Origin of the sequence: Streptomyces sp. NPDC096136 (genome assembly GCF_044763325.1) — a bacterium.
Classification (GTDB): Bacteria; Actinomycetota; Actinomycetes; order Streptomycetales; family Streptomycetaceae; genus Streptomyces.
This window is the reverse complement of record NZ_JBIWFZ010000015.1, coordinates 126,207-150,901: the sequence shown is the minus strand read 5'-3', so window position 1 is coordinate 150,901 and position 24,695 is coordinate 126,207. Positions and strand designations below refer to the sequence as shown.

The window sequence follows — 24,695 nt, the reverse complement described above, 5'->3', positions numbered from 1 at the left end:
TCCCGTGGATGTGGCCCCGAGGCTACCGGGTGGCTCCGCCGGTGGAGCGGGGCACCGGGTGCGGGCCGCCGCGCGGAGCCGTCTCCCCGCCCCGCCCTCTCCCCGCCCCGCCCTCTCCCCGTCTCCTGGGGCTCCGCCCCGGACCCCGCGCCTCAAACGCCGGCGGGGCTGTGGATGGCCCCGCGGCGCACCCGGGCCGGGTCAGGGCGTGAAGGTGATCTCCGTCAGCGTCGCCGCCGACGGGCGGTCCAGGAGGGTGGTGGTGGCGCAGCCCCTCGGGGAGCGGCCCGCGGCGGCGGCAGCCAGGAGGCGGGTCACCGCCGCGCGGTGGCGCGCGAAGGCGTACGGCGAGACCCCGCGACCCCGGGACTCCTGGCCCGCGAGGGCCTCCTCCGGGGTGGTGTCCAGCAGGAGGAGGTGGAGGCGGCTGCCCCGGCGGCGGACGGTGGCCGCCAGGAGGGCCCGGACCCAGGACTGGGTGCCGCAGTCGTGGACGACTACGGACGCGCCGGAGCGCAGCTCGCGCCACAGGGCCCAGTAGTGGGCCGCGCGGACCAGCGGGCGGTACGCCGCGTACGGCAGCGCCCGCGGCATCCGGCGCTCCCAGCGCTCGCGGACGTCCTGGGAGTCGATGCCGCCGCCGGGGGCCGCCCGCTTGATCAGGGTGCTCTTGCCGCCACCCGGCAGACCGGACACCACGACGATGTCCCCCACGCGGAAGCTCAGGCTCCGAGGGCTCCGGGCGGCCGATCCGCGCAGGTCGCGGACCGTGCAGGCGGCCGGGGCGGCGAGGGGCCGCACCCGGGTCCCGTCCACCGCTCCCGTACTGGTCACCACTCCGAATCTCCGCACGTGATCGTCTCCCCCCGACTCGGGCCGTGAGGGCCCTGTGCCCGCTGAATGTAAAGAGACGGTAATCCGCGCCCTCCGGTTCCGGGCGGGACGTCCGCCACCTGGGACCGCCGGGGCCACCGGGGCCTTTGGTGTTCCGTACGTTCTTTCGGGCCCCGCTGCCCGCTTCCGCCCGACCCGTGCAATGATGTGCGCCATCTGGACACCAACTGCATACCGGCCGCTTGAATCCGCGCGGGAGAGTCCCGGCTGGCCGTGAGGCCGTGCCCGGGCGCCGAAGGAGCAAGTTCCTCCCTTGAATCTCTCAGGCCCCGTACCGCGTGGATGAGGCAGATCTGAAAAGCGAGCTGTCCGCAGCTCCACCCAAGGTGCAAGTCGGCGTTCCCCGCGCGGGAACTCTCGGCGAACCTCTCAGGTTCCGATGACAGATGGGGAGGATCGTCCTCGTCATGTCATGCCCTGGGACCCGGGAGCCACACCCATGAGCACTGCCCCCCGCCTGACCGCGCTCGACGCGCTGCACCGGTCGCTCGGTGCGACCATGACCGACTTCGCGGGCTGGGACATGCCGCTGCGCTACGCCAGCGAGCGCGACGAGCACAACGCCGTGCGCACCAAGGCCGGCCTGTTCGACCTCTCCCACATGGGCGAGATCACCGTCCAGGGCCCCGAGGCCGTCAAGGCGCTCGACTACGCCCTCGTCGGGAACATCTCCACCGTCGGCGTCGGCCGCGCGCGCTACACGCACATCTGCCAGGAGGACGGCGGGATCCTCGACGACCTGATCGTCTACCGCCTCGGCGAGACCGAGTACATGGTCGTCGCCAACGCCTCCAACGCCCAGGTGGTCCTGGACGCCCTGGCCGAGCGCGCCGCCGGCTTCGACACCGAGGTCCGCGACGACCGCGAGGCGTACGCGCTGATCGCAGTCCAGGGCCCCGAGTCCCCCGGCATCCTGGCCTCGCTGACCGACGCCGACCTGGACGGCCTGAAGTACTACGCGGGCCTGCCGGGCACCGTCGCGGGCGTGCCCGCGCTGATCGCCCGGACCGGCTACACGGGCGAGGACGGCTTCGAGCTGTTCGTCTCCCCCGAGCACGCCGTGGAGCTGTGGCAGGCGCTGGCCAAGGCCGGCGAGGGCGTCGGCCTGGTGCCGGCCGGCCTGTCCTGCCGCGACACCCTGCGCCTGGAGGCGGGCATGCCGCTGTACGGGCACGAGCTCACCACCTCCCTCACGCCCTTCGACGCCGGGCTGGGCCGGGTCGTGAAGTTCGAGAAGGAGGGCGACTTCGTCGGCCGCGCCGCCCTGGAGGCCGCCGCCGAGCGCGCCGCCACGCAGGCCCCGCGCAAGCTGGTCGGCCTGGTCGCCGAGGGCCGCCGCGTCCCGCGCGCCGGGTTCTCCGTGGTCGCCGACGGCAAGGTGATCGGCGAGGTCACCTCCGGCGCCCCGTCCCCGACGCTGGGCAAGCCGATCGCGATGGCGTACGTCGACGCGGAGCACGCCGCGCCCGGCACCTCCGGTGTCGGCGTGGACATTCGCGGTACGCATGAGCCGTACGAGGTCGTGGCCCTGCCGTTCTACAAGCGGCAGAAGTGACCCCCGGGGTCCCCGGGACCCCGCCGGCGGCCCCCGCCGGCACGCAAGACCACCGTTCGTATCCACCGCACCGCATCCAGGAGAATCAGGCCATGAGCAACCCCCAGCAGCTGCGTTACACCAAGGAGCACGAGTGGCTGTCGGACGCCGTCGACGGCGTCGCGACGGTCGGCATCACGGCCTTCGCCGCCGACGCGCTCGGTGACGTCGTCTACGCCCAGCTCCCCGAGGTCGGCGACACCGTCACCGAGGGCGAGACCTGTGGCGAGCTGGAGTCGACGAAGTCGGTCAGCGACCTCTACTCCCCCGTCTCCGGTGAGATCGTCGAGTTCAACCAGGACGTCGTGGACGACCCGGCGCTGGTGAACTCCGCCCCGTTCGAGGGTGGCTGGCTGTTCAAGGTGAAGCTCTCGGAGGAGCCCAAGGACGCGCTGTCCTTCGACGAGTACACCGCCCTCACCACCGGTAACTGACACCCCAGGGGATCCTGATGTCCGTTCTGAACACCCCCCTCCACGAGCTCGACCCCGACGTCGCCGCCGCCGTCGACGCCGAGCTCGTGCGCCAGCAGTCGACCCTGGAAATGATCGCGTCGGAGAACTTCGCTCCGGTCGCCGTCATGGAGGCCCAGGGCTCGGTCCTGACCAACAAGTACGCCGAGGGCTACCCGGGCCGCCGCTACTACGGCGGCTGCGAGCACGTCGACGTGGTCGAGCAGATCGCGATCGACCGCATCAAGGCGCTCTTCGGCGCCGAGGCCGCGAACGTCCAGCCGCACTCCGGTGCGCAGGCCAACGCCGCCGCGATGTTCGCGCTGCTGAAGCCGGGCGACACGATCATGGGCCTGAACCTGGCCCACGGCGGTCACCTGACCCACGGCATGAAGATCAACTTCTCCGGCAAGCTCTACAACGTGGTCCCGTACCACGTCGACGAGTCCGGCCAGGTCGACATGGCCGAGGTCGAGCGCCTCGCCAAGGAGTCCAAGCCGCAGCTGATCGTCGCCGGCTGGTCCGCCTACCCGCGCCAGCTGGACTTCGCCGCCTTCCGCCGGATCGCGGACGAGGTCGGCGCGTACCTGATGGTCGACATGGCCCACTTCGCGGGCCTGGTCGCCGCGGGTCTGCACCCGAACCCGGTGCCGCACGCCCACGTCGTCACCACCACCACGCACAAGACCCTCGGCGGTCCGCGCGGCGGTGTCATCCTGTCGACGCAGGAGCTGGCCAAGAAGATCAACTCCGCGGTCTTCCCGGGCCAGCAGGGCGGTCCGCTGGAGCACGTGATCGCGGCCAAGGCGGTCTCCTTCAAGGTCGCGGCCTCGCCCGAGTTCAAGGAGCGCCAGGAGCGCACCCTGGAGGGCGCGAAGATCATCGCCGAGCGCCTGGTCCAGCCGGACGTCACCGAGGTGGGCGTCTCCGTCCTCTCCGGCGGCACCGACGTGCACCTGGTCCTGGTCGACCTGCGCAACTCCGAGCTGGACGGCCAGCAGGCCGAGGACCGGCTCCACGAGATCGGCATCACGGTCAACCGGAACGCCATCCCGAACGACCCCCGCCCGCCGATGGTCACCTCGGGTCTGCGCATCGGTACGCCGGCGCTGGCCACCCGCGGCTTCGGCGCCGAGGACTTCCGCGAGGTCGCCGAGATCATCGCGCAGGCCCTGAAGCCGGCGTTCGACGCGGACGACCTCAAGGCGCGCGTCTCCGCGCTCGCCGCGAAGTTCCCGCTGTACCCGTCGCTCTAGCAGCGGGCCAGGAGGGGGTCCGGCCTTGTACCGCACAGGGCCGGGCCCCTTTCTGTCTTCTTCCCCGGCCCCCCTCCCCCCGCCGGGGCACCGGAACGCGAGGCGGCTCACGTCCGCCGGACCCTTCCGCGAGCCGAAACGTTCATCTCCACGCGTTACGCTCGTCTGCCGGACAAAATCCGCAGATCCCCCCTGCACCACCCCGCTCCACCCACACCCCTGCCCCCTCTCCACCCCACGAGCCGACAAGGGAGTCCGCCAGTGGCCATCTCCGTCTTCGACCTCTTCTCCATCGGTATCGGCCCCTCCTCCTCCCACACGGTCGGCCCGATGCGCGCGGCGCGCATGTTCGTGTCGCGCCTGAAGAAGGACGGCGTCCTCGCCCAGACCGCCGCCGTGCGGGCGGAGCTCTTCGGCTCCCTCGGCGCCACCGGCCACGGCCACGGCACCCCCAAGGCGGTCCTGCTGGGCCTGGAGGGCCACTCCCCGCGCACGGTGGACGTCGAGACCGCCGACGACGAGGTCGAGCGGATCCGCCGCACCGGGAAGCTGCGCCTGCTGGGCACCGAGATAGGCGATGTCCACGAGATCGACTTCGACGAGCCGAGCCAGCTGATCCTGCACCGCCGCCGCTCGCTGCCGTACCACGCCAACGGCATGACCCTCTTCGCCTACGACGCCTCCGGCGCCCCGCTGCTGGAGAAGACCTACTACTCGGTCGGCGGCGGCTTCGTCGTGGACGAGGACGCGGTCGGCGAGGACCGGATCAAGCTCGACGACACCGTGCTGAAGTACCCCTTCCGCTCGGGTGACGAGATGCTCCGCCTCGCGAACGAGACCGGCCTGTCGATCTCCTCCCTGATGATGGAGAACGAGAAGGCCTGGCGCACCGAGGAGGAGATCCGCGAGGGCCTCCTGGAGATCTGGCGGGTCATGCAGTCCTGCGTCTCGCGCGGCATGTCCCGCGAGGGCATCCTCCCGGGCGGGCTGCGCGTCAAGCGCCGGGCCGCCGCCACGGCGCGCCAGCTGCGCACCGAGGGCGACCCGCTGCTGCACCGCAGCGAGTGGACGACGATCTACGCGATGGCGGTGAACGAGGAGAACGCCGCGGGCGGGCGCGTGGTGACCGCCCCCACCAACGGCGCCGCGGGCGTCCTGCCGGCCGTCCTGCACTACTACGTGAACTTCGTGCCCGGCGCGGACGAGGACGGCGTGGTGCGCTTCCTGCTGGCCGCGGGCGCGATCGGCATGCTCTTCAAGGAGAACGCCTCCATCTCGGGCGCCGAGGTCGGCTGCCAGGGCGAGGTCGGCTCCGCCTGCTCCATGGCGGCGGGCGCCCTGGCCGAGGTGCTGGGCGGCTCCCCGGAGCAGGTGGAGAACGCGGCCGAGATCGGCATGGAGCACAACCTGGGCCTGACCTGCGACCCGGTCGGCGGCCTGGTGCAGATCCCGTGCATCGAGCGCAACGGCATGGCGGCCGTCAAGGCGGTCACGGCCGCCCGGATGGCGATGCGCGGCGACGGCAGCCACAAGGTCTCCCTGGACAAGGTCATCAAGACCATGAAGGAGACCGGCGCGGACATGAAGGTCAAGTACAAGGAGACCGCGCGCGGCGGCCTCGCGGTGAACGTCATCGAGTGCTGACCTGAACGACGCAGCGTGACGAGGGGCCCGGCGCGGGTGCGCCGGGCCCCTCCGCGCGTCCGGCGAAAGAGGTCCCACGGCCCGCCCGGGTCGGGACCTTCGGCCCCCGGATGGGGGGCGGTCGGTGCACTAGCGTGCTGCGGGGGGCGCTGTTACCCCGCGACGAGAGGCAGCCGCCATGGCCATCACCGAACACCGTGTACTGCCGATGCGGCTGGAGGCCGCACCGACGGCGGTCCCCCTGGAGGGCGTCTTCGTCTACCGCACCGACCGGCCGTACGAGGTCGCCGTGGAGTTCCGGGGCGGCGGTGCGCGGATAGCCCGCTGGGTGTTCTCGCGGGAGCTGCTGATCGACGGGCAGACCTCCGCCACCGGGGAGGGCGACATACAGGTGTGGCCGCGCTGGACGGGCACCGAGCCGCGGATCCTGCTGGCCCTGACCAACGGCGAGCACGGCTGCGTGGTCTCCGCGCGGGCCAAGGACCTGCGCGGCCTGTGCCGGCGGATGACCGAGCTGGTCCCGCGCGGGGAGGAGCACCGCCACTACGACCTGGACGCGGAGCTGAGCGCGCTGCTGACCTTCTGAGGCGGCCGGGCCGCCCCGTGCAACCGCACGGCCCCCGGGGATGTCCTACCGGATGACAGTCAGTCCCCGTCTCAGAGGATCGGGGGGACGCCATGCGTCACCACCCGCACCGCCGCCGGCTCGTGGCCCTGGCCACGGGTGCCCTGCTGACCGCAGGGCTCGCGCTCGCCGCACCGGCCTCGGCCGCCGCCCCGGCGGCCGTCCGCTCCGCCACCCCGCTGGTCGTCAACGCCCGCTGGGGCGGTCACTGCACGTACGACCGGATCGTCGTCGACCTCCAGGGCTCCGTGCCCCCGTTCACCGTCACGCCCGTCTCCCAGCTGGTCTACGACGGGTCGGGCAAGCCCGTGCCGCTACCCGGGAAGTACTTCCTGGAGATCCGCCTGCACCCCGCCGCCGGCCACGACGAGGCGGGCAACAACGTCTACCTGGGGCCCAAGCTCCAGCAGATCGGCCTGAGCAAGCTCAAGGGCCTCGCCCTGACCGGCGACTACGAGGGGTACGTGACCTTCGGCGCCGCCTTCGACACCAAGCCCGCCTACAGCACCTCCGTCCTGCAGGCGCCCGAGCGGCTCGTGGTGGACGTCGCGCACCCGAACACCTGCTGAGGACCCTCCCTAGCGGTGTTCCGGGTTCGGGAAGTCGAAACGGCAGCCGGCGTCCCACGCGGAGCGCTGGTTGCCGTGGGCGGGGACGCCCCCGGCGCGCTTGAGGAGCGCCGCGAGGTGCATCAGGTTCCACGACATGAACGTCGTGTTCCGGTTGGTGAAGTCGTTCTCGGGGCCGCCCGAGCCCGGGTCCAGGTACGAGGGGCCGGGCCCCGCCTCGCCGATCCAGCCGGCGTCGGCCTGCGGCGGGATGGCGTAGCCCAGGTGCTGGAGGCTGTAGAGGACGTTCATGGCGCAGTGTTTGACGCCGTCCTCGTTGCCGGTGATCAGCGCCCCGCCGACCCGCCCGTAGTACGCGTACTGGCCCTTGTCGTTCAGCAGCGAGGAGCAGGCGTAGAGCCGCTCGATGACCTGCTTCATGACCGAGCTGTTGTCGCCCAGCCAGATCGGGCCGCAGAGCACGAGGATGTCGGCGTCCATGACCTGGCTGTAGAGCACCGGCCACTGGTCGCTCTCCCAGCCGTGGTCGGTCATGTCCGGCCAGACGCCGGTGGCGATGTCGTGGTCGACGGCGCGGATCAGCGAGGTCCGGGCCCCAGCCGACTCCATGACGGCGCGGCTCTTGGAGATCAGCCCCTCGGTGTTGCTGGTCTCGGGCGAGCGCTTGAGGGTGCAGTTGACGAAGACGGCGGACAGGTCGGAGTAGTCGAAGTCGGGCACGCCCCCACCCTGCGGGCCGGCCGCCGGCCCCGCCAGCGCTCGGCGGCCGTCCGGGGGAGGAATCGGAATTCGGCCATCCGATCGGCCGGATCGGTCCGGGTTGATACCGGTCCGTGCGGACGACTAGGGTCAGCTGGCCTTGGTGTTCGGGAAACCGGTGCGAAACCGGTGCGGCCCTCGCCACTGTGATCGGGAAGTCCAGCTCCACCCCCTTGCGGGAGCCACTGGGTCCGCACGGGAGACCGTACGGACCCGGGAAGGCGGAGCCGGGGCGGCAGTACCCGTCAGCCAGGAGACCGGCCGGGGCGCGTACGTCCATCCACGAGGTGCTGGAGAGGTCTCCCAACTCATGCACATAGCCGAGGGGTTCCTGCCCCCGCTGCACGCGGCCGCCTGGGGCGCCGCGTCCGCCCCGTTCGTCGTCCACGGGGTCCGCGCCCTGACCCGCGAGGTGAAGTCCCACCCGGAGAGCACGCTGCTCCTCGGCGCGTCCGGAGCGTTCACGTTCGTCCTGTCCGCCCTGAAGATCCCCTCGGTCACGGGCAGTTGCTCGCACCCCACCGGGACCGGGCTCGGCGCCATCCTGTTCCGGCCGCCCGTCATGGCGGTGCTCGGCACGATCACCCTGCTGTTCCAGGCGCTGCTGCTGGCGCACGGCGGCCTCACCACCCTCGGCGCCAACGTCTTCTCGATGGCGATCGCCGGGCCCTGGGCCGGGTACGCGGCCTACAGGCTGCTGCGCAAGTCCGGTGCGCCGCTGATGGTCACCGTCTTCTTCGGGGCCTTCTTCGCCGACCTGGTCACCTACTGCGTGACCTCGGTCCAGCTGGCGCTGGCCTTCCCGGACCCGGCGAGCGGCTTCCTGGGGTCCCTGGAGAAGTTCGCGGGCATCTTCGCCCTCACCCAGATCCCGCTCGCGGTCAGCGAGGGGCTGCTGACGGTGCTCGTGATGCGGCTGCTGATGCAGTCGAGCACGTCGGACCTGGTCCGGCTCGGCGTCGCCAGGCTGGCCGGTACGAAGCGGACCGAGGAGGCGGCCGCCTGATGAGCAGGAACGCCAAGATCAACACCCTGCTGCTGCTCCTGGTGGCGGCGCTGGCCGTGCTGCCGCTCGCGCTGGGGCTCGGCGAGGGCAAGGAGGAGCCCTTCGCGGGCGCCGACGCCCAGGCGGAGTCGGCCATCACCGAGCTCGAGCCGGACTACGAACCCTGGTTCTCCCCGCTGTACGAACCCCCCTCGGGCGAGATCGAGTCCGCGCTGTTCGCCCTCCAGGCGGCCCTGGGCGCGGGCGTGCTCGCGTACTACTTCGGGGTCCGCAGGGGCCGCCGCCAGGGCGCGGCGCAGGCCCTCGCGCAGGCGCAGTCCCCCGCCGAGCCCGCGCGGGAGCCGTAGCCGGTGCTGCCCATCGACGTCGCGGCGCACAGCAGCCGCTGGCGCGGCCGCCATCCGCTGGAGAAGGCCCTCCTGGGGTTCGGTCTGACCGTCACCGCGGTGTGCCTGCCCCCGTGGCCCGGCGGGCCGCTGGTGGCCGCCGCGACCCTGGCCGTGCTGTTGGGGCCCGCCGGGGTGGCCGGGCGGCAGCTGTGGCGGGCCTTCCGGGTCCCGCTCGGGTTCTGCGTCACCGGGGCGCTGCCGCTGCTGGTGTCGGTGGGCGGCCCGGACGGCTTCCTCGCGCCCGCCCCGGACGGGCCCCGGCACGCGCTGGACCTGCTGCTGCGCACCTCGGCCGCCTCCCTCGGGGTGCTGTTGTTCGCCTTCACCACACCGGTCTCGGACGTACTGCCCCGGCTGGTGCGGGCCGGGGTGCCCGCGCCCGTGGTCGACGTGGCCCTCGTCATGTACCGGATCGGCTTCCTGCTGCTGGACTCCCTGGCGCAGGTCCGCCGGGCCCAGGCGGCCCGGCTCGGACAGGCAGGACGGGCGGCCGCCTGGCGTTCGGTGGCGGGGCTCGCGGCGACCTCGTTCGTCCGGGCCTTCGACCGCGCCGCCCGGCTCCAGGAGGGGCTGGCGGGGCGCGGCTACGACGGCGCGCTGCGGGTGCTCGTCCCGCCGGCGGCGCTGTCCCGGCGGTTCCTGGCGGCCGCCGCCGCCCTGCTGGCCGCCCTGGTCGCGGGGACCCTCGTACTGAAGGAGCTGGGGCTGTGACCCCGTTGGTGGAGCTGGTCGGCGCCGGGTACGCGTACGAGGACGGGCCGGCGGTGCTGTCGGGCGTGGACTTCGCGATCGCCGAGGGGCGGGCGCTGGTGCTGCTGGGCCGCAACGGCAGCGGCAAGACCACGCTGATGCGGCTGCTGAGCGGGGGCCTGCGGCCCGCGTCGGGCGCGCTGCGGCTGGAGGGCTCGGCGGTGGCGTACGACCGGCGGGGGCTGACCCGGCTGCGCACCACCGTCCAGCTGGTGGTGCAGGACCCCGACGACCAGCTCTTCGCGGCCTCCGTGGAGCAGGACGTGTCCTTCGGCCCGATGAACCTGGGCCTCCCCGAGGCGGAGGTCCGCGCGCGGGTGGACTCCGCGCTGGCGGCGCTGGACATCACCGCGCTGCGGGACCGTCCGACGCACCTGCTGTCGTACGGGCAGCGCAAGCGCGCGGCGATCGCGGGCGCGGTGGCGATGGCCCCGCGGGTGCTGATCCTGGACGAGCCGACCGCGGGCCTCGATCCGGACGGGCAGGAGCGCCTGCTGGACGTCCTGGCGGGGCTGCGGGCGGCGGGGACGACGGTGGTGATGGCCACCCACGACGTGGACCTGGCGGTGCGGTGGGCCGACGACGCGGCCGTGCTCACGCCTTCGGGGATACGGGTGGGGGCGGCGGGGGTGCTGCTGTCGGACCCCGAGCTGCTGGCTTCGGCCGGCTTGCGCCAGGCGTGGTCCCCGGCGGTGACGGCGTTCCTGCGGGCCCACGGGTTCCTGGGCGCGGACGCGGCGGGGCCCCGCGTGCCCGAGGCGCTGGCCGCGCTGGGCTGAGCGCGGCGGGGCGGGGGCGGCGCGGCCGACGCGGGGGCGGCCCTGCGGGGCGGGGTCCCGGTGTGCCCACCCGTCCCGCCCTGCGGGACGATTGCCCGCACCTAGGATGGCGGCATGTCGCTGCCGCATGCCATTCTCACCGCGTTGTTGGAGAAGCCCTCGTCCGGGCTGGAGCTGACGCGGCGGTTCGACAAGTCGATCGGCTACTTCTGGTCCGCGACCCACCAGCAGATCTACCGGGAGCTCGGGCGGCTGGAGGAAGCGGGGCTGATCCGGGCGCTGCCCAGCGAGGTGCCCGTGCGCGGGCAGAAGAAGGAGTACGAGGTGCTGCCGGACGGCAGTGCCGAGCTGGCCCGGTGGGTGGACGAGCGGCAGGACCCCAAGCCGATGCGGGACGCGCTGCTGCTGCGGATCCGGGCGGCGGCCGTGGTGGGGCCGCAGGGGCTGGGTGCGGAGCTGCGGCGGCACCTGGACCTGCACCGGGCGCAGCTGGCGGAGTACGAGGCCATCGAGGCGAAGGACTTCCCGCCGGGGCGCGACGCGGACCCGGACCGGCTGCGCAGGCTGGTGCTGCACGGGGGGATCGCCCTGGAGGGCTTCTGGCTCGGCTGGCTGGAGGAGGCCCTCGCCGAGGTCGAGGACATGACGGGCTCCGGCGCGGGAGCCTGACGCGCCCCCGTCCCGGCGGGCGGGACGGAGGCGGGCGCGGCGCCCGTTCGGCGGGGCCTTACTTGTTCAGGTCGGCCCAGAACTCGTCGAAGCTCAGCAGCTTGTCGCCGTTGAGGTCCTTCGCCGCGATGATCGCTTCGGCGACCGCCGGGGTGACGAAAGCGTCCCCCATGGCCTTCATGGCCGCGCTGTACTCGTCGGCCGTGATGACGCCGTCGCCGTTCGCGTCGAACCGGTCGAACGTCTCGCGTGCCTTGTCGATGTCCGCCACTGGGGCCACCCCTTCCTGGTGCTTGTTGACCGGCTCAGGGTAGCCGTACCGGGGGCGGGTCACGCCCACGGGTCCCGGGAGCCGTGCGGGCTCCCGGGGACCGCCGGGTTCCGGCGCGGCGGGCGGGCCGCGCCTAGCGGAAGATCCCGGTGTGGCCGAGGGAGTAGCGGCCGGGCTGCGGGTAGACGGCCAGGCCGTGGGGTCCGCTGCCGACGGGGATCCTGGCCAGCTCCTTGCCGCTGGTGGTGTCGATCGCGTAGACCTCGGAGTTGTAGCGGCCGGACAGCCACAGCACCTTGCCGTCGGCCGAGACCCCGCCCATGTCGGGGCTGCCCCCGTCGGGCAGCTCCCACTTCTTGGTGAGCTGCTTCTTCTTGAAGTCGAAGACCGAGATGCTGCCCTCGCCGCGGTTGGAGACGTACATCTCGCGGGAGTCGCGGCTGACGTAGAGGCCGTGGCAGCCCTTGCCCGTGGGCAGCAGCTTGGGGGTGTCGAACTTGTCGCCGCTGAGCACCCACATCCCGTGGGCCATCATGTCGGCGACGTAGAAGGTCTTCCCGTCCGGCGAGATCTTGACGTCCTGCGGCATCGCGCCCTCGAAGGGGAGCTTCTGCTGGGCGATGACCTCCATCTTCTCCGTGTCGACCTTGAGCAGCTCGCCGGAGAACTCGCAGCTGACGATGAAGTAGCGGCCGTCGAGCGAGAAGTCGGCGTGGTTGACGCCGAAGCAGGTCACCGGGACGGTCTTGACCCGGTTCATGGTGTGGGGGTCGCGGAAGACCAGCTCGCGGTCCATGGAGGCCATCACGACGGCGTACTTGCCGTTGGGCGTGAAGTAGAGGTTGTACGGGTCGTGGACCTCGACGGGCTCCCCGGCCTCTCCGGTGGCCGGGTTGATGGGGGTGAGGGTGTGGCCCCGGTTGTTGTTGACCCACAGGGTCTTCATGTCCCACGAAGGCACCACGTGCTGGGGCTGGACGCCGACCGGGATGGTCTCGACGACCTTGTAGGTGGCCGGGTCGATGACGGACACCGTGTTGGAGTTGGTGTTCGGCACGTAGACGCGCGAGGGGAAGTCCTTGACGACCGGGGAGAGCTGGTTCGGCCGGTCCGCCGCGTACACGTCGGTCGGATCGAGCACCGGGGGCATCCCCGGCAGCCCCGGCGGCACGGCCGGCAGGGCTTTGACGGGGTTGGCCGGCCCCTTGGAGCCGAGCGCCTCGGCGGGCGACTTGTCGCCCGATCCGCAGCCGGCCAGGGCGGCGAGGACCAGACCGGCCAGCAGCACGGTGGCCTTCCGGGGAAGGCGGGTGGTCGTCATGGGGTCAGCAGCTCCGTGGTGGTCACCGCGCGCAGCTCGCGGCGCGCGAGTTCTTCGAGGAGGGGCGGCATCGCGTCGACCGTGTCCGCGTAGCCGAAGTGCAGGCTCACCACCGATCCGCCGTGGATCGTCCCGGTGACGTTGCGGATGACGGCCGCGGCGCCGGGCGAGGTGAAGTCGAGGGAGTCCACGTCGTACGAGAGGACGTGCGGGTAGCCGGCCCGCTGGGCCAGCTTCTGGACGAGCGGGCTCGCGTACTGGGTCTGGGAGGGCCGGAACCAGGTTCCGATGGAGCCGGTGAGGCGCTTGAGGCGCTCGGCGCAGCCGGTGATCTCGGCGTAGGCCTCCGCTTCGGGCAGGGAGTTGATCGCGAGGTGGCGCTGGGTGTGGTTGCCGAGCTCGTGGCCGCCGTCGAGGATCCGGCGGGCCATGTCGGGGTGGTCGTCGAGCCAGGTGCCGATGGCCAGGACGGTGATCCGCGCGCCCGCCTTCTCGGCCTCGGCGAGCACGGCGCGGGCGAGGGCGGGGTCCCCGTTGCCGTGGAAGGTGAGCGCGACCCCGGTGCGGTCGAGGGGGCCGTGCGCGATCTCGACGGGCTGCCCGGGGAACCGGCGGGGGGCGGGGGCGGCGGCCGGGGCGGGCTTGGCGGCGCCGGGGCGGACCGTGTCGGGCCGGCCGGAGGCGGCCCGGGCGGTCCGGGGCGCCGACGGGGCGCCGACGCCCGTGCCGCAGGCCGCGGTGAGGGCGCCGGCGGCGACCGCCGCCGTGGCGCGCAGGGCGGTACGGCGGTCTGGGTAACAGAGCACCTGCCCATTTAAGTGGCGAACGCCCCAAAAGATAATGATTGACCCATTTCGGGACCTCCGGTAGTGGCGTTCCGGGAGGCGATCGTCCGATATTTGATCAACGAATTACACAGGGCAGTGGATAGTCATTCATGGATTGCGAGGCGAGTGGCTCACCTCACCTAAGATTTAGATGAAAACTCTTAGGATATGCACACTTATGTCCGAGTAGGGACTTTTGGTGTTCGGGCCCCCGTCTGCCATAGTCGGAACCACGGCTTCCCATTGACCCGAGCGAAGCCCACCGCCGAGGACCACACACCCCACCGGTCCTCGGCGCCCACGAAACCCCCGTAGCGCCCCACCTCGGCGACAGGGGGTTTCCGGCGTTGTGGGGGGTCAGCGGTCCGCGACCCGCATCTCGAACCAGGTGATCTTGCCGCGCGGCAGCAGGTCGGCGCCCCAGCGGTCGGACAGCTTGTCGACGAGGAAGAGCCCCCGGCCGGTGGTGTCCAGCTCGTGGACCGGCATCAGGCAGGGCAGCCCCCGCGAGGGGTCGCGCACCTCCACGCGGATCCAGCCGCGGCGGCGCAGCATCCGTAAACCGAAGGACCGGGCCCCGGTGTGGCGCACGGCGTTGCCGACGAGCTCCGAGACCAGCAGGACGGCGTGCTCGGCGATCTGCGGCGACAGGCCCCAGAAGCGGATCACCACGCTCTGGGTGAGCCGGCGGGCCGTCCCCGCGGACTCCGGCATGGACGGCAGGGTCACCTCCGCCTCCGCCGGGTTCCCGTGCAGCTCCAGCGCCTTGAGTCCCTGCTCGTCCTCGACCGCCGCCGTGAGCCGTACGGCCATAGCGCTGCCGCGCTGCCGCGGCTGTTCCACACCCTCCAGGCCCGCCATGCCCCCATCATGGACGGCCGCCGCGCCCGGCCGGGCCGTTCCACGGAATACGCCCCCCGGAATTGGGGATTCCGAGAGGGCGCACTGGCATATGCGAGGGGCAACCGGCTTACTGGCGGGCCGTGTTGACCTGCGGTGACGGTCCGCCGAGAGGTGATCACCCTGAGTTGATCAACCGTTTCGCCTTAAGGTTGCCTTAAGGCCTGGATAAACCACCCGCAGGGGTTCTCCCGGACGGCCGCACCGCGACGGCCGGGCTCAGACGAACTTGGCCTTGCCGGGGCCCTCCTCCACGAAGCTGCGCATGCCGCGCTCGCGGTCCTCGGTGGCGAACAGGCCCGCGAACCAGTTCCGCTCGATGGTCAGGCCGGTGTCGATGTCGGCCTCCAGGCCGGCGTCCACGCACTCCTTGGCCGCGCGCAGGGCGATCGCCGGACCCTGGGCGAGCTTCGCCGCCCAGGCGTGCGCCTGCGCGTACACCTCGGCGGCGGGCACGACCCGGTCCACCAGCCCGAGGGCGAGGGCCTCGTCGGCCTTGACCATCCGGCCCGTGAAGATGAGGTCCTTGGCCTTGGAGGGGCCGATCAGCCGGGACAGCCGCTGGGTGCCGCCCGCGCCCGGGATCAGGCCGAGCAGGATCTCGGGCTGGCCGAGCTTCGCGTTGTCGGCGGCGATCCGGTAGTCGGCGCACAGCGCGAGCTCGCAGCCGCCGCCGAGCGCGTAGCCGGTGACGGCGGCGACGACGGGCTTGGGGATCCGGGCGACGGCCGTGAAGGCGTCCTGGAGGCCGCGGGACCGGGCGACCATGGCCGCGTGGTCCATGGTCTGCATCTCCTTGATGTCCGCCCCGGCCGCGAACACCTTCTCCCCGCCGTAGATGACGACGGCGCGCACGTCGGCGCGGTCGGTCGCCTCCACGGCGAGCTCGCGCAGCCGGTCCTGGGTGGCGATGTCCAGGGCGTTCATGGGCGGGCGGTCCAGGCGGAGGGTGCCGACGCCTTCGGAGACTTCGAGAGAGAGGGTCATACGGGGAAGGTTAGCGGCGGTTAACGAGAAGTGGCCCGGTGCTGTGGGTCACAGCACCGGGCCACGGGATCAGCTCGCCGATCCGCCTACTTCTTCCACTCCGCCCAGTCCATGTTCCAGCCGTTGAGGCCGTTGTCCGGGGCGATCTGCTTGTCCTTGGAGTTCTTCACGACCACCACGTCGCCGATCAGCGACTCGTTGAAGAACCAGGCGGCGGGGGTGTTCGGGTCCCCGGCGCCGCGCTCGTCCTCCAGGCCGACGCAGCCGTGGCTGACGTTCTCCGAGCCGAAGGTGCTGGAGGGGGCCCAGTAGTTGCCGTGGACGAAGGTGCCGGAGTTCGACAGGCGCATCGCGTGCGGGACGTCCGAGATGTCGTACTCCCCGCCGAAGCCGACGGTGGCGCCGTTCATCCGGGTCACCTTGTACTTCTCGCTGATGACCATCTGCCCGTTGTAGGTCGTCGTCGCGGGGGCGCCGGCCGTGATGGGAAGGGTCTTGATGACCTGGTTGTCGCGGACGACCTCCATCGTCTTCGCCGTCGCGTCCACCGTGGACACCTGGGAGCGGCCGATGGTGAAGGTGACCGTACGGGTCTGCTTGCCGTAGACCCCCGGGCGGCCCTCGACGCCGTCGAGGGCGAGCTTCACGGTGACCTTGGTGCCGGCGGCCCAGTACTTCTCGGGGCGGAAGTCGAGGCGGTCGTTGCCGAACCAGTGGCCCTCGATCGGCACGGAGGGCTCGGCGGTGACCGTGATGGCCTTCTCCACGGCCTCGGTGTTGGTGATCCCACGGGTGAAGTTGATCGACACCGGCATGCCCACGCCGACGGTCGAACCGTCCTCGGGGGTGTAGTGGCCGACGAAGGTGTTCTGCGGGGTGAGGGTGGTGAAGGTGGTGTCCTTGGCGGACTCCCGGCCGGCCTCGTCCTTGGCGACCGCGTGCACCTTGTACTCGGTGGCGGAAGCCAGGTTGCGGGCGGGCTCCCAGCCGGAGCCGTCGGGGGTCAGCTTGCCCTCGACCGCGTTGCCCTTGGTGTCGGCGACCGTGACCGTCGTCAGCTTGCCGCCGGTGCTGGAGACCTTCAGGACGCCGCTGGTGGCGACCTCCTTGGCGCCGTCGTCCGGCTTGACGTTGACGACGGCCTTCGAGGCCTCCGTGTTGGCCTTGGCCGCGTTGCCGCCGCCGGGCTTGCCGTTGTCGCCACCGCCGCCGCTCCCGGCGCTGCCGCCGCCGCTGCACGCAGTGGTCAGCAGAAGGGCCGCGCCCAGCATCAGGGCCGGCAGGCCGGTGCGGACGCGGCCGCGTATCGGCTGCACGTTCACTCGTGTTCTCCCCATGTCCCCCGCGCACGGACAGTCGCGCGCTTCGTCGACAGGAAATCACACGGGGAGCTTACGAATAGGCACGGTCATGTCACCGTTCCGTCCCAACTGCCTGCGGGGACGGACCGCGGACACGGCCGGTGCGCGGGGCACCGGCCGACCCGTGGGTCAGCCGCGGGGGGCGGCCCAGTCACCGCCGAGGCCCGGGAGGCCGAGGCCCTCGTGGTCGCCGTGGCCGGGCCCGTCGCGGCCCGGCCGGTGGGGGCCGTCGTGGTCGCCGTGCTCCTCGTGGCCCGGCTTGTCGTGGCCCGGCTCCTCGTGGCCCGGCTTGTCGTGGCCCGGCTCGTGGTGGCCGGGCTTGTCGTGGCCGGGCTCGTGGTGGTCCGGCTTGCCGTGCTTGTCCCGCTTGTTGAGGACCGGGACGACGACCTCACGGCCCGGGGCGGCACCCTCCAGCCGCAGCGGGCCGGTGACCCGGTCGGCGGGCAGGGCGTAGCCGTCGGGGGCCGCGGTCTCCAGGACGTAGTACGAGCCCGGGGCGAGCCCGTCGAAGGCGCAGGCCCCGTTGCCGCCGGTGGTGCAGGGCTCGCCGATCCGCTCGTCGGGGTACCGGCCCGCGGTCTGGAGGCCTTCGGTGTTGTTGGTCTCCTTCCACAGCTGGAACACGGCCCCGGCCAGCGGCTTGCGGGTCTTGGCGTCCTTCTTCAGGACCTTGAGGGACCCGGGGTGCTCCACGTCCTTGCGCTGGTTGCGGATGGTGACGACGACGCCCTGGGCGACGTCGTTCCCGTCGAGGTCGAAGGCCGTGACGGGGTCGGCGGGACGCTCGTAGCCGTCGGGGACGCCCACCTCGCGCCAGTAGTAGCGGTCGCCGACCGGCAGTTCGACCGTGCAGGTGCCCTGGGTGTCGGTGACGCAGACGCCGCCGACCCGGGTGTCCGGGTCCTGGCCGGTCGTCTGGAGGTCGGCGACGCCGTTGGTCTCGCGCCACAGCTCGAAGCGGCCGCCGGGCACGGGCTCCCCGTTCTCCAGGTCGACCTTGTGCAGGACCACGCGGGCCTTGGCGGCGGGCGGCTCCGTCCGGCGGTTCTGGGCGACGACCTCCACCCCCTCCTCGACGTTGTCCGGCGTCAGGACCGACATGAAGACCGGGTCGGGGGACAGGTCGTACCCGGGGGGCGCGGCCGTCTCGCGCCAGTAGTAGACGCCGAGCTCCTCCTCGCGGGTGCAGGTGCCGTCGGCGGGGGTGGTGCAGTCGGTCACCTGGCTGTCGGGGTTCGGGCCCTCGGTCTGGAGGTCCGGGATGCCGTTGGACTCGCGCCACAGCTCGAAGCGGGCGCCGGCCAGCGGCCGGCCCTCCTCGTCGGTCTTCTGTACGGACAGCCGTCCCGTGACGGGCGGGTTGGGGGCGCACTGGGGCAGGTCCCCGTCGAAGGGGTAGGCGTGGAACTCGGCTCCGAGGCCCGTGGTCTCCGTGGGGCTGGTGTGGGTGACGCTGCCGGCGGTGAAGAAGCGGCCGTTGACGCCGATGACGGAGACGGTCGCGCGGGAGGAGTCCGGGCCGATCAGGACGCTGCCGCCGAGCTGGGCGGAGCCGGCGATGCCGACCGTGCGGACGTCGGGGAAGTTCCACAGCAGCCGCTCGCGCAGCCCGGTCGGCAGCAGGACGTTGTTGACGCGGAGCGCGCGCGTCTCGCCGGTGACGTTGACCAGGACGGTGGCGCCCGCGGGGATGCCGGTGAAACGGACGGTCTGCTGGGCGGTGCCGGGGCCGGCGAGGTCGAAGTCCACGTTGAAGACCTGGAGCATGGAGGTGCCGTCGCCGGTGAAGACGGTCTCCTGCGCGCTCCACACGGCCCGGCCGGTCGCGGGGCGCGGGGCTCCCTGGGGGTAGGCGTAGCAGGTGCTCGCGGCGCCGAGCTGTCCGCGCAGCGCGGTGTAGGGGGCCGCTGCGGCGGGGTCCTTGGTGGTGGTGCCGGTCACGGTGCCGGTGAGGGTGCCCGCGTAGCGGACGACGCCGTTGTCCGCGAGGAGGCGCTGGCCGGCGGCGACGGTGATGTCGTCGCCGGTGGTCAGGAAGTCCGAGCCGTCCGCCGGGGGGACCCGGGAGCCGACGCCGGCGATGCCCACGTTGTAGACGTTGCCGCCGGCGGACTTGTTCATGTCGAAGTCGCCGAGCACGACGACCTTGCCCTCGGCCTCGGCCGCTCCCCGGCGGACCTGCATGTCGCCGCCGACGAAGAGGTTGATGCCGTTGTCCCGGCCGGTGAAGGGGCCGTTGTTGGGCTCGGGCCAGACGGGCGGGCAGCCCTGGTTCGGGCCGGTCCCGCCGGGGATGCACGGACCGAGGCCGCCGGGCAGCGGGGCCCGCAGGGCGCGGGCCGCCGGCGGGGGGCCGCCGGGGCCCGCCGCGAGGGCCGAGGGGGCCCCGGCGGTGGCCGCGAGTACGGCTCCCACGGCCAGCCCGAGGGTCCAGTTCCTTGCTGACATGACGCTCCGTCCGTGAATCCGGCCACCGCCTGCGCTGATGGCCCTGCCAGGCTGCGGGCGGGGCCCGGCGTGGCGGACGGACGACACTCCCCGGCTACGGCATTCCGGTCCGACGATCACTCGATTGCGGCGCCGGTCAGCTGAGGGCGGAGCCCGCGACCCAGTCGGCCCAGGACATGTTCCAGCCGCCCAGCCCGTTGTTCGGCGCCACGGTCTTGTCCTGGGAGTTCACGACCTCCACCACGTCCCCGATCAGGGTCCGGTCGAAGAACCAGCCGGCCGGTGTGTCCGAGCCGCCGCCCTTGTCGTCGCGCAGGCCCACGCAGCCGTGGCTGGTGTTGGTGGTGCCGAAGGTGTCGGGGCTGGACCAGTAGTTGCCGTGCAGGAAGGTCCCGGAGGCGGTGAGCCGGATGGCGTGCGGGACGTCGGGGATGTCGTACTCGCCCTTGCCGTCGTCGCTGGTGAAGCCGACGGTGGCGCCGTTCATCCGGGTGACGTCGAACATCTCCGTCACCACCATCTTGCCGTTGTAGGTGGTGTTCTTCGGGGCGCCGGCGCTGACGGGGATGGTGGACAGCAGCTCGCCGCCGCGCCGGACCTCCATGGTGTGCGCCGCCGCGTCGACGGTGGAGACCTGGGAGCGGCCGATGGCGAACCGGATGCTCTTGTCCTGGATGCCGTACGCCCCCGGCGCGCCCTCGACGTCGCGCAGCTTCATCCTCACAGTGACCTGGGTGCCCGGCTTCCAGTACTCCTTGGGCCGGAAGTCCAGGCGCTCGGAGCCGAACCAGTGGCCCACGACGGGCACGGCCGGTTCGGAGGTGACGGTGATGGCCCGTTCGACGTCGGCGCGGTTCTTGACGCCCCGGCTGAAGTTGAAGGAGACGATCATGCCGGTGCCGACGGTGGAGCGGTTCTCGGGCTTGAAGTAGCCGATGAACCGCTCCTCGGGGACGTAGGTGGTGAAGGTGGTGTGGCGGGCCTGGCGGCGGTCGTGCCCGTCGAGGGCGACCGCGTCGACGGTGTACTTGGCGGCGAGCGAGAGCCGCCCGGCCTCCGGGTCGGGGCTCCAGCTGAGCCCGTCGGGGGCGATGGACCCGGGGACCTGCTCCTGCTGGGCGTCCTCCACCTTGGTGACCACGACCCGTTCCAGCCGGCCTTCCGGGACGTTGACCCGCAGCGGGCCGTCGGCGGGGACCCCCTTGGCGTTGTCGGCGGGGGTGATGCGGATGGCCTCGTCGGGCGAGCGCGGTTTGCCGGGCAGCGCCACCTCGACCGGGGACCCGCCGTCCCCGGTGCAGCCGGTGAGCCCGCCCAGCAGCGCCGCCCACACCGCCACGGCGGCCCATCCCGCCCCTGCCCGCCTCGTCAGAAGTGTCACGTCCCGTCCAACGACGGGGGCCCTCCGGGGGAAACGTGAGGGCCGGACACGTTCCGGGTACGGCAGTCAGGGCAGAACAGTGGGAAGGACCAGACGGGGGCGGGCCCTGGCCGGGACGCCGGGCCGCACTCCCCCCGCCGGTACCCAGGAGCCGTGGAGGCGGGCAGTGTCGAGCGCAGCCGAGCAAGAGGCGGTGGATGCCGCCGCCAGCGATACCACCGAGGCCGCCCCCCGGGGCGGCCCCGACATGGACGCCGTGCGGGACCGCGTCCAGGCGCGGGTGCTGCGCGCGGCCGCGCACCCGGGGCCACCGGTGTGGCCGGGGTCCTCGCACCCGCTGGGGGCCCGGTTCCACGAGGGCCCCGGCGGGGTCGCGGGCACCAACTTCGCGCTGTGGGCGCAGGGCGCGGAGGCGGTGGAGCTGTGCCTGTTCGACGCCCTGGGCACGGAGACCCGCTGCACCCTGACCGAGCTGACGCACGAGATCTGGCACGGTTTCGTGCCGGGCGTGCGGCCCGGGCAGCGGTACGGGTTCCGGGTGCACGGGCGCTGGGACCCCTGGACGGGCGCCCGGTACAACCCGGCGAAGCTGCTGCTGGACCCGTACGCGCGGGCCGTCGACGGGGACTTCTCGCTGCCGCCGGAGGTGTACGGGCACGTCCGGGACTGGCCCCAGCAGTACATCGCGGACACCGTGCGCGACGACCGGGACTCGGCGCCGTTCGTCCCGAAGGGGGTCGTCGTCCACGATGACGACGACTGGGCGGACGACGTCCGGCCGAAGACGCCCTGGGCCGATTCGGTGATCTACGAGCTGCACGTGCGCGGGTTCACCATGCGCCATCCGGGTGTTCCCCCGGAGCTGCGCGGCACCTACGCGGGGCTGGCGCATCCCGCGGCGGTGGAGCACCTGGTGGGTCTGGGGGTGACGGCGGTGGAGCTGCTGCCGGTGCACCAGTTCGCGCACGAGGACCACCTGCTGCGGCGGGGGCTGCGCAACTACTGGGGCTACAACTCGGTCGGCTACTTCGCCCCGCACGCCGGGTACTCCGCCAGCGGGACCGCCGGGCAGCAGGTGGGCGAGTTCAAGCGGATGGTGCGCGCCCTGCACGCGGCGGGGATCGAGGTCATCCTCGACGTGGTCTACAACCACACGGCGGAGGCCGGGGAGCTGGGCCCGACCCTGTCGCTGCGGGGCGTCGACAACCGGGGCTACTACCGGCTCCAGTCCGACCAGCGCCGCTACGCCGACTACACGGGCTGCGGCAACACCCTGCACGCCGGGCGGCCGCACGTGCTGCGCCTGATCACCGACTCGCTGCGGTACTGGGTCACGGAGATGGGGGTGGACGGCTTCCGCTTCGACCTGGCGGCGGCCCTGGCCCGGTCCATGCACGACGTGGACATGCTGTCGCCGTTCCTCGCGGTGATCGCCCAGGACCCGGTGCTTCGCCGGGTGAAGCTGATCGCGGAGCCGTGGGACGTGGGCTCGGGCGGCTACCAGGTGGGGGCGTTCCCGCCGCTGTGGACGGAGTGGAACGACCGCTACCGGGACGCCGTGCGGGACTTCTGGCGGGGCGCGCTGCCCGACGTACGGGACCTGGGGTACCGGCTGTCGGGGTCGAGCGACCTGTACGCCTGGGGCGGACGGCGGCCCTACGCCTCGGTGAACTTCGTGACGGCGCACGACGGGTTCACCCTGCGCGACCTGGTGTCGTACGAGCGCAAGCACAACGGGGCGAACGGCGAGGGCGACCGGGACGGGACCAACGACAACCGGTCGTGGAACTGCGGGGCCGAGGGCGAGACGGACGATCCTCGGATCGCCGCGCTGCGCCGGCGGCAGCTGCGCAACCTGCTGACCACGCTGCTGCTGTCGACGGGCGTGCCGATGCTGGTGGCGGGGGACGAGTTCGGGCGGACCCAGGGCGGCAACAACAACGCCTACTGCCAGGACAACGAGACGGGCTGGGTGGACTGGTCGCTGCTGTCCGACCCGGCGTGGAGCGGGCTGTTCGCACTGGCCCGGCGGCTGGTCGCGCTGCGCCGGACCCATCCGGTGCTGCGCCGGCGGGCGTTCTTCTCGGGGCGGGCGCAGGGCGCGGACGGGCTGCGGGACCTGGCCTGGTTCACCCCGGCGGGGGCGGAGATGACGGAGCGGGACTGGTACGCGCCGGCGTCCGCGGTGGGGCTGTACCTGTCGGGCCGGGACATCCCGGGGCGGGACGAGCGGGGCCGGCAGGTGGCGGACGACAGCTTCCTGGCGCTGCTGCACTCCGGGGACCGGCCGGTGGAGTGGGTGCTGCCGGGGCCGCCGTGGGCCGGGGAGTACGAGCTCGTGCTGGACACCTCGCGGGAGGAGCAGGAGGCCGCGCCGGGAACCCGGCACCGGGGCGGGCGGCCGCTGACGGTGCCGGCGCGGTCGGTGCTGCTGCTGCGGGTGGCGGGCTGAGGGGCGAAGGGGGGCCGCCGCCCCCGTTCGCCCTGCGATGATGTGCCCTTTCCGTGAACATACGAACACATGGGCACACGAACGGGAGTACGCATGTCGAGGGTGGGGACGGCGCTGCGGGAGCTGCGCGGGGCGCAGAAGTCGGCGAAGGGCGTGTCGCTCTACTCCCGGTTCGTGAACCGGCCCGCCGGCCGGTACCTGGCCGCGGGCTCGTACGCGCTGGGGCTGACCCCGAACCAGGTGACGCTGGTCAGCGCCGCGTTCAGCTTCGCCGCCGTGGCGGCGGTCGCCCTGGCCGCGCCCTCGTGGGGGCTGGGGATCGCCGTGTGGGCCGCGCTCGCGGCCGGCTTCGCCTTCGACTCCGCCGACGGGCAGCTGGCCCGGCTGCGCGGGGGCGGCAGCGCGGCGGGCGAATGGCTGGACCACGTCGTGGACGCCGCCAAGCTGACCGCGCTGCACTCCTGCGTGCTCATCGCCTTCTACCGCTTCCCCGAGGCCTACGGCACGGGCGCGACCGGCTGGCTGCTGGTGCCGCTGGGCTTCCAGTTCGCCGCGGTGGTCACCTTCTTCGGCGGGCTGCTCACCGAGAAGCTCAAGCCCAAGGCCGCCCCGGGGAGCCCCGCCGCCGCGCCGTCGACCCTGCGCGCGGTGGCGCTGCTCCCCGTCGACTACGGGGTGTTCTGCCTGGTGTTCCTGCTGCTCGGCGGCGGGGCGCTGTTCCGCTGGGCGTACGCGGGCCTGGGCGCGGTCGCCGCGCTGTTCCTGCTGGCGTTCCTGGCGAAGTGGTTCCGGGAGCTCAGCGCCGTTCGGCGGTGAGGGGTCCGGCCGACGGCTGGTGCAGGGGGACGGCCTGCGGCTGGGCGAGGGCGTCCAGGGCCCGGCGCAGCTGGGTGCTGGACGTGTGCACGGTGTAGGGGAAGTAGACGACGTCGACCCCGTGGGCGGCGAAGTCCCGTTCCAGCCTGTCGCCCTTGGGGGTGCCCCGCCAGTCGTCGCCCTTGAAGATGACGTCGAAGCGGACCTGCTTCCAGGTCTCGACCTTGTCCGGGACCGTCTCGACGAAGGCGGCGTCGACGTACTTGACGCTGCGGACGATCTCCAGCCGCTCGACCAGCGGGATCATCGGGCGGCGCCCCTTGGCCAGTTCGGCCATCTCGTCCGAGACGACGCCCGCCACCAGGTAGTCGCACTGGCTGCGGGCGTGCCGGAGGATGTTGAGGTGTCCTATGTGGAACAGGTCGTAGGCACCGGGGGCGTAGCCCACCCGGTACGGCCGGCGCGCGGACCGCGCGGCATCGGACATGTGATGCTCCGTCATCGATTACCCCCCACAGGCCGCACCCCCCGGTGCGGCGGAA

The 24,695-nt window shown here is 72.5% G+C and carries 24 protein-coding genes and 2 riboswitches; of the genes, 13 read left to right on the top strand and 11 right to left on the bottom strand.

Going from position 1 to position 24,695, the window contains the following annotated elements; translation table 11 throughout:
• Positions 1-201 precede the first annotated feature (201 nt).
• Positions 202-816, bottom strand: a complete 615-nt coding sequence (locus tag ACIRBY_RS27270; RefSeq protein WP_403905233.1) for an AAA family ATPase — start codon at positions 814-816, stop codon at positions 202-204.
• Between the two features lie 261 nt (positions 817-1,077).
• Positions 1,078-1,181: riboswitch (glycine riboswitch) on the top strand.
• Between the two features lie 152 nt (positions 1,182-1,333).
• On the opposite strand from ACIRBY_RS27270, the gene gcvT reads away from it, so the two are divergent.
• From gcvT to ACIRBY_RS27240, 6 genes are all read left to right on the top strand, one after another.
• Positions 1,334-2,449 carry a glycine cleavage system aminomethyltransferase GcvT gene (gene gcvT / locus ACIRBY_RS27265; protein WP_403905139.1) on the top strand — a complete coding sequence of 372 codons (1,116 nt, stop codon included), beginning with the start codon at positions 1,334-1,336 and terminating at the stop codon, positions 2,447-2,449.
• A gap of 92 nt (positions 2,450-2,541) precedes the next feature.
• Positions 2,542-2,922, top strand: coding sequence for a glycine cleavage system protein GcvH (gene gcvH, locus ACIRBY_RS27260; protein ID WP_079429884.1), 381 nt, complete (start codon positions 2,542-2,544; stop codon positions 2,920-2,922).
• A 17-nt stretch (positions 2,923-2,939) separates the two neighbouring features.
• Positions 2,940-4,196: a serine hydroxymethyltransferase gene (gene glyA / locus ACIRBY_RS27255; RefSeq protein ID WP_042811644.1), complete on the top strand. Its 1,257-nt coding sequence runs from the start codon at positions 2,940-2,942 to the stop codon at positions 4,194-4,196.
• Between the two features lie 261 nt (positions 4,197-4,457).
• On the top strand, positions 4,458-5,840 hold the full coding sequence (locus ACIRBY_RS27250) for an L-serine ammonia-lyase (RefSeq protein ID WP_403905136.1): 1,383 nt from the start codon (positions 4,458-4,460) through the stop codon (positions 5,838-5,840).
• Between the two features lie 178 nt (positions 5,841-6,018).
• Entirely contained in the window at positions 6,019-6,426 is a 408-nt protein-coding gene (locus ACIRBY_RS27245; protein ID WP_403905133.1) for an SsgA family sporulation/cell division regulator, read from the top strand.
• A gap of 92 nt (positions 6,427-6,518) precedes the next feature.
• Positions 6,519-7,034 carry a hypothetical protein gene (locus tag ACIRBY_RS27240; protein WP_403905130.1) on the top strand — a complete coding sequence of 172 codons (516 nt, stop codon included), beginning with the start codon at positions 6,519-6,521 and terminating at the stop codon, positions 7,032-7,034.
• Positions 7,035-7,043: 9 nt separating this feature from the next.
• Here the strand turns inward: ACIRBY_RS27240 and ACIRBY_RS27235 are convergent, their stop codons facing one another.
• The gene (locus ACIRBY_RS27235; protein WP_403905128.1) at positions 7,044-7,754 is read right to left on the bottom strand and encodes a flavodoxin family protein; all 711 of its coding nucleotides are present in this window, start codon (positions 7,752-7,754) and stop codon (positions 7,044-7,046) included.
• A 123-nt stretch (positions 7,755-7,877) separates the two neighbouring features.
• A riboswitch (cobalamin riboswitch) is annotated at positions 7,878-8,074 on the top strand.
• Between the two features lie 29 nt (positions 8,075-8,103).
• Between ACIRBY_RS27235 and ACIRBY_RS27230 the strand changes: the two genes are divergently transcribed.
• The 5 genes from ACIRBY_RS27230 (at position 8,104) to ACIRBY_RS27210 (ending at position 11,386) form a co-directional block, all read left to right on the top strand.
• Positions 8,104-8,799 (top strand): energy-coupling factor ABC transporter permease, encoded by a 696-nt coding sequence (locus ACIRBY_RS27230; RefSeq protein WP_403905125.1) that lies wholly within the window; start codon positions 8,104-8,106, stop codon positions 8,797-8,799.
• Positions 8,799-9,146, top strand: coding sequence for an energy-coupling factor ABC transporter substrate-binding protein (locus ACIRBY_RS27225; protein ID WP_403905123.1), 348 nt, complete (start codon positions 8,799-8,801; stop codon positions 9,144-9,146). The genes ACIRBY_RS27230 and ACIRBY_RS27225 overlap by 1 nt, the downstream gene beginning before the upstream one ends.
• Before the next feature lie 3 nt (positions 9,147-9,149).
• A complete protein-coding gene (cbiQ, locus tag ACIRBY_RS27220; protein ID WP_403905120.1) occupies positions 9,150-9,899 on the top strand; it encodes a cobalt ECF transporter T component CbiQ in 750 nt (249 codons plus the stop codon).
• Positions 9,896-10,717 carry an ATP-binding cassette domain-containing protein gene (locus ACIRBY_RS27215; protein ID WP_403905117.1) on the top strand — a complete coding sequence of 274 codons (822 nt, stop codon included), beginning with the start codon at positions 9,896-9,898 and terminating at the stop codon, positions 10,715-10,717. Before cbiQ ends, ACIRBY_RS27215 begins: the two co-directional genes overlap by 4 nt.
• 114 nt (positions 10,718-10,831) lie before the next feature.
• The gene (locus tag ACIRBY_RS27210) at positions 10,832-11,386 is read left to right on the top strand and encodes a PadR family transcriptional regulator (RefSeq protein WP_403905114.1); all 555 of its coding nucleotides are present in this window, start codon (positions 10,832-10,834) and stop codon (positions 11,384-11,386) included.
• Positions 11,387-11,444: 58 nt separating this feature from the next.
• On the opposite strand, the gene ACIRBY_RS27205 is transcribed toward ACIRBY_RS27210, so the two are convergent.
• The 8 genes from ACIRBY_RS27205 to ACIRBY_RS27170 all read right to left on the bottom strand — a co-directional run bounded on the left by ACIRBY_RS27205 (position 11,445) and on the right by ACIRBY_RS27170 (position 20,885).
• Positions 11,445-11,657 carry an EF-hand domain-containing protein gene (locus tag ACIRBY_RS27205; protein WP_403905230.1) on the bottom strand — a complete coding sequence of 71 codons (213 nt, stop codon included), beginning with the start codon at positions 11,655-11,657 and terminating at the stop codon, positions 11,445-11,447.
• Between the two features lie 133 nt (positions 11,658-11,790).
• Complete coding sequence (locus ACIRBY_RS27200; protein WP_403905111.1) at positions 11,791-12,978, bottom strand: YncE family protein; 1,188 nt, start codon at positions 12,976-12,978, stop codon at positions 11,791-11,793.
• A complete protein-coding gene (locus tag ACIRBY_RS27195) occupies positions 12,975-13,784 on the bottom strand; it encodes a polysaccharide deacetylase family protein (protein ID WP_403905108.1) in 810 nt (269 codons plus the stop codon). The genes ACIRBY_RS27200 and ACIRBY_RS27195 overlap by 4 nt, the downstream gene beginning before the upstream one ends.
• Before the next feature lie 378 nt (positions 13,785-14,162).
• Positions 14,163-14,666 (bottom strand): ATP-binding protein, encoded by a 504-nt coding sequence (locus ACIRBY_RS27190; protein WP_403905105.1) that lies wholly within the window; start codon positions 14,664-14,666, stop codon positions 14,163-14,165.
• Positions 14,667-14,924: 258 nt separating this feature from the next.
• Positions 14,925-15,692: an enoyl-CoA hydratase/isomerase family protein gene (locus tag ACIRBY_RS27185; protein ID WP_403905102.1), complete on the bottom strand. Its 768-nt coding sequence runs from the start codon at positions 15,690-15,692 to the stop codon at positions 14,925-14,927.
• An 86-nt stretch (positions 15,693-15,778) separates the two neighbouring features.
• Complete coding sequence (locus tag ACIRBY_RS27180) at positions 15,779-16,963, bottom strand: Ig-like domain-containing protein (protein WP_390685522.1); 1,185 nt, start codon at positions 16,961-16,963, stop codon at positions 15,779-15,781.
• 219 nt (positions 16,964-17,182) lie between these two features.
• Positions 17,183-19,504, bottom strand: coding sequence for a choice-of-anchor A family protein (locus ACIRBY_RS27175; RefSeq protein ID WP_403905100.1), 2,322 nt, complete (start codon positions 19,502-19,504; stop codon positions 17,183-17,185).
• Positions 19,505-19,640: 136 nt separating this feature from the next.
• Positions 19,641-20,885 carry an Ig-like domain-containing protein gene (locus tag ACIRBY_RS27170; RefSeq protein WP_403905098.1) on the bottom strand — a complete coding sequence of 415 codons (1,245 nt, stop codon included), beginning with the start codon at positions 20,883-20,885 and terminating at the stop codon, positions 19,641-19,643.
• Positions 20,886-21,051: 166 nt separating this feature from the next.
• On the opposite strand from ACIRBY_RS27170, the gene glgX reads away from it, so the two are divergent.
• Complete coding sequence (gene glgX, locus ACIRBY_RS27165; RefSeq protein WP_403905096.1) at positions 21,052-23,337, top strand: glycogen debranching protein GlgX; 2,286 nt, start codon at positions 21,052-21,054, stop codon at positions 23,335-23,337.
• A gap of 93 nt (positions 23,338-23,430) precedes the next feature.
• Positions 23,431-24,153 (top strand): CDP-alcohol phosphatidyltransferase family protein, encoded by a 723-nt coding sequence (locus ACIRBY_RS27160; protein ID WP_403905093.1) that lies wholly within the window; start codon positions 23,431-23,433, stop codon positions 24,151-24,153.
• Here the strand turns inward: ACIRBY_RS27160 and ACIRBY_RS27155 are convergent.
• A complete protein-coding gene (locus ACIRBY_RS27155; RefSeq protein WP_403905090.1) occupies positions 24,134-24,655 on the bottom strand; it encodes an adenylyltransferase/cytidyltransferase family protein in 522 nt (173 codons plus the stop codon). The genes ACIRBY_RS27160 and ACIRBY_RS27155 overlap by 20 nt on opposite strands.
• Positions 24,656-24,695: the final 40 nt, after the last annotated feature.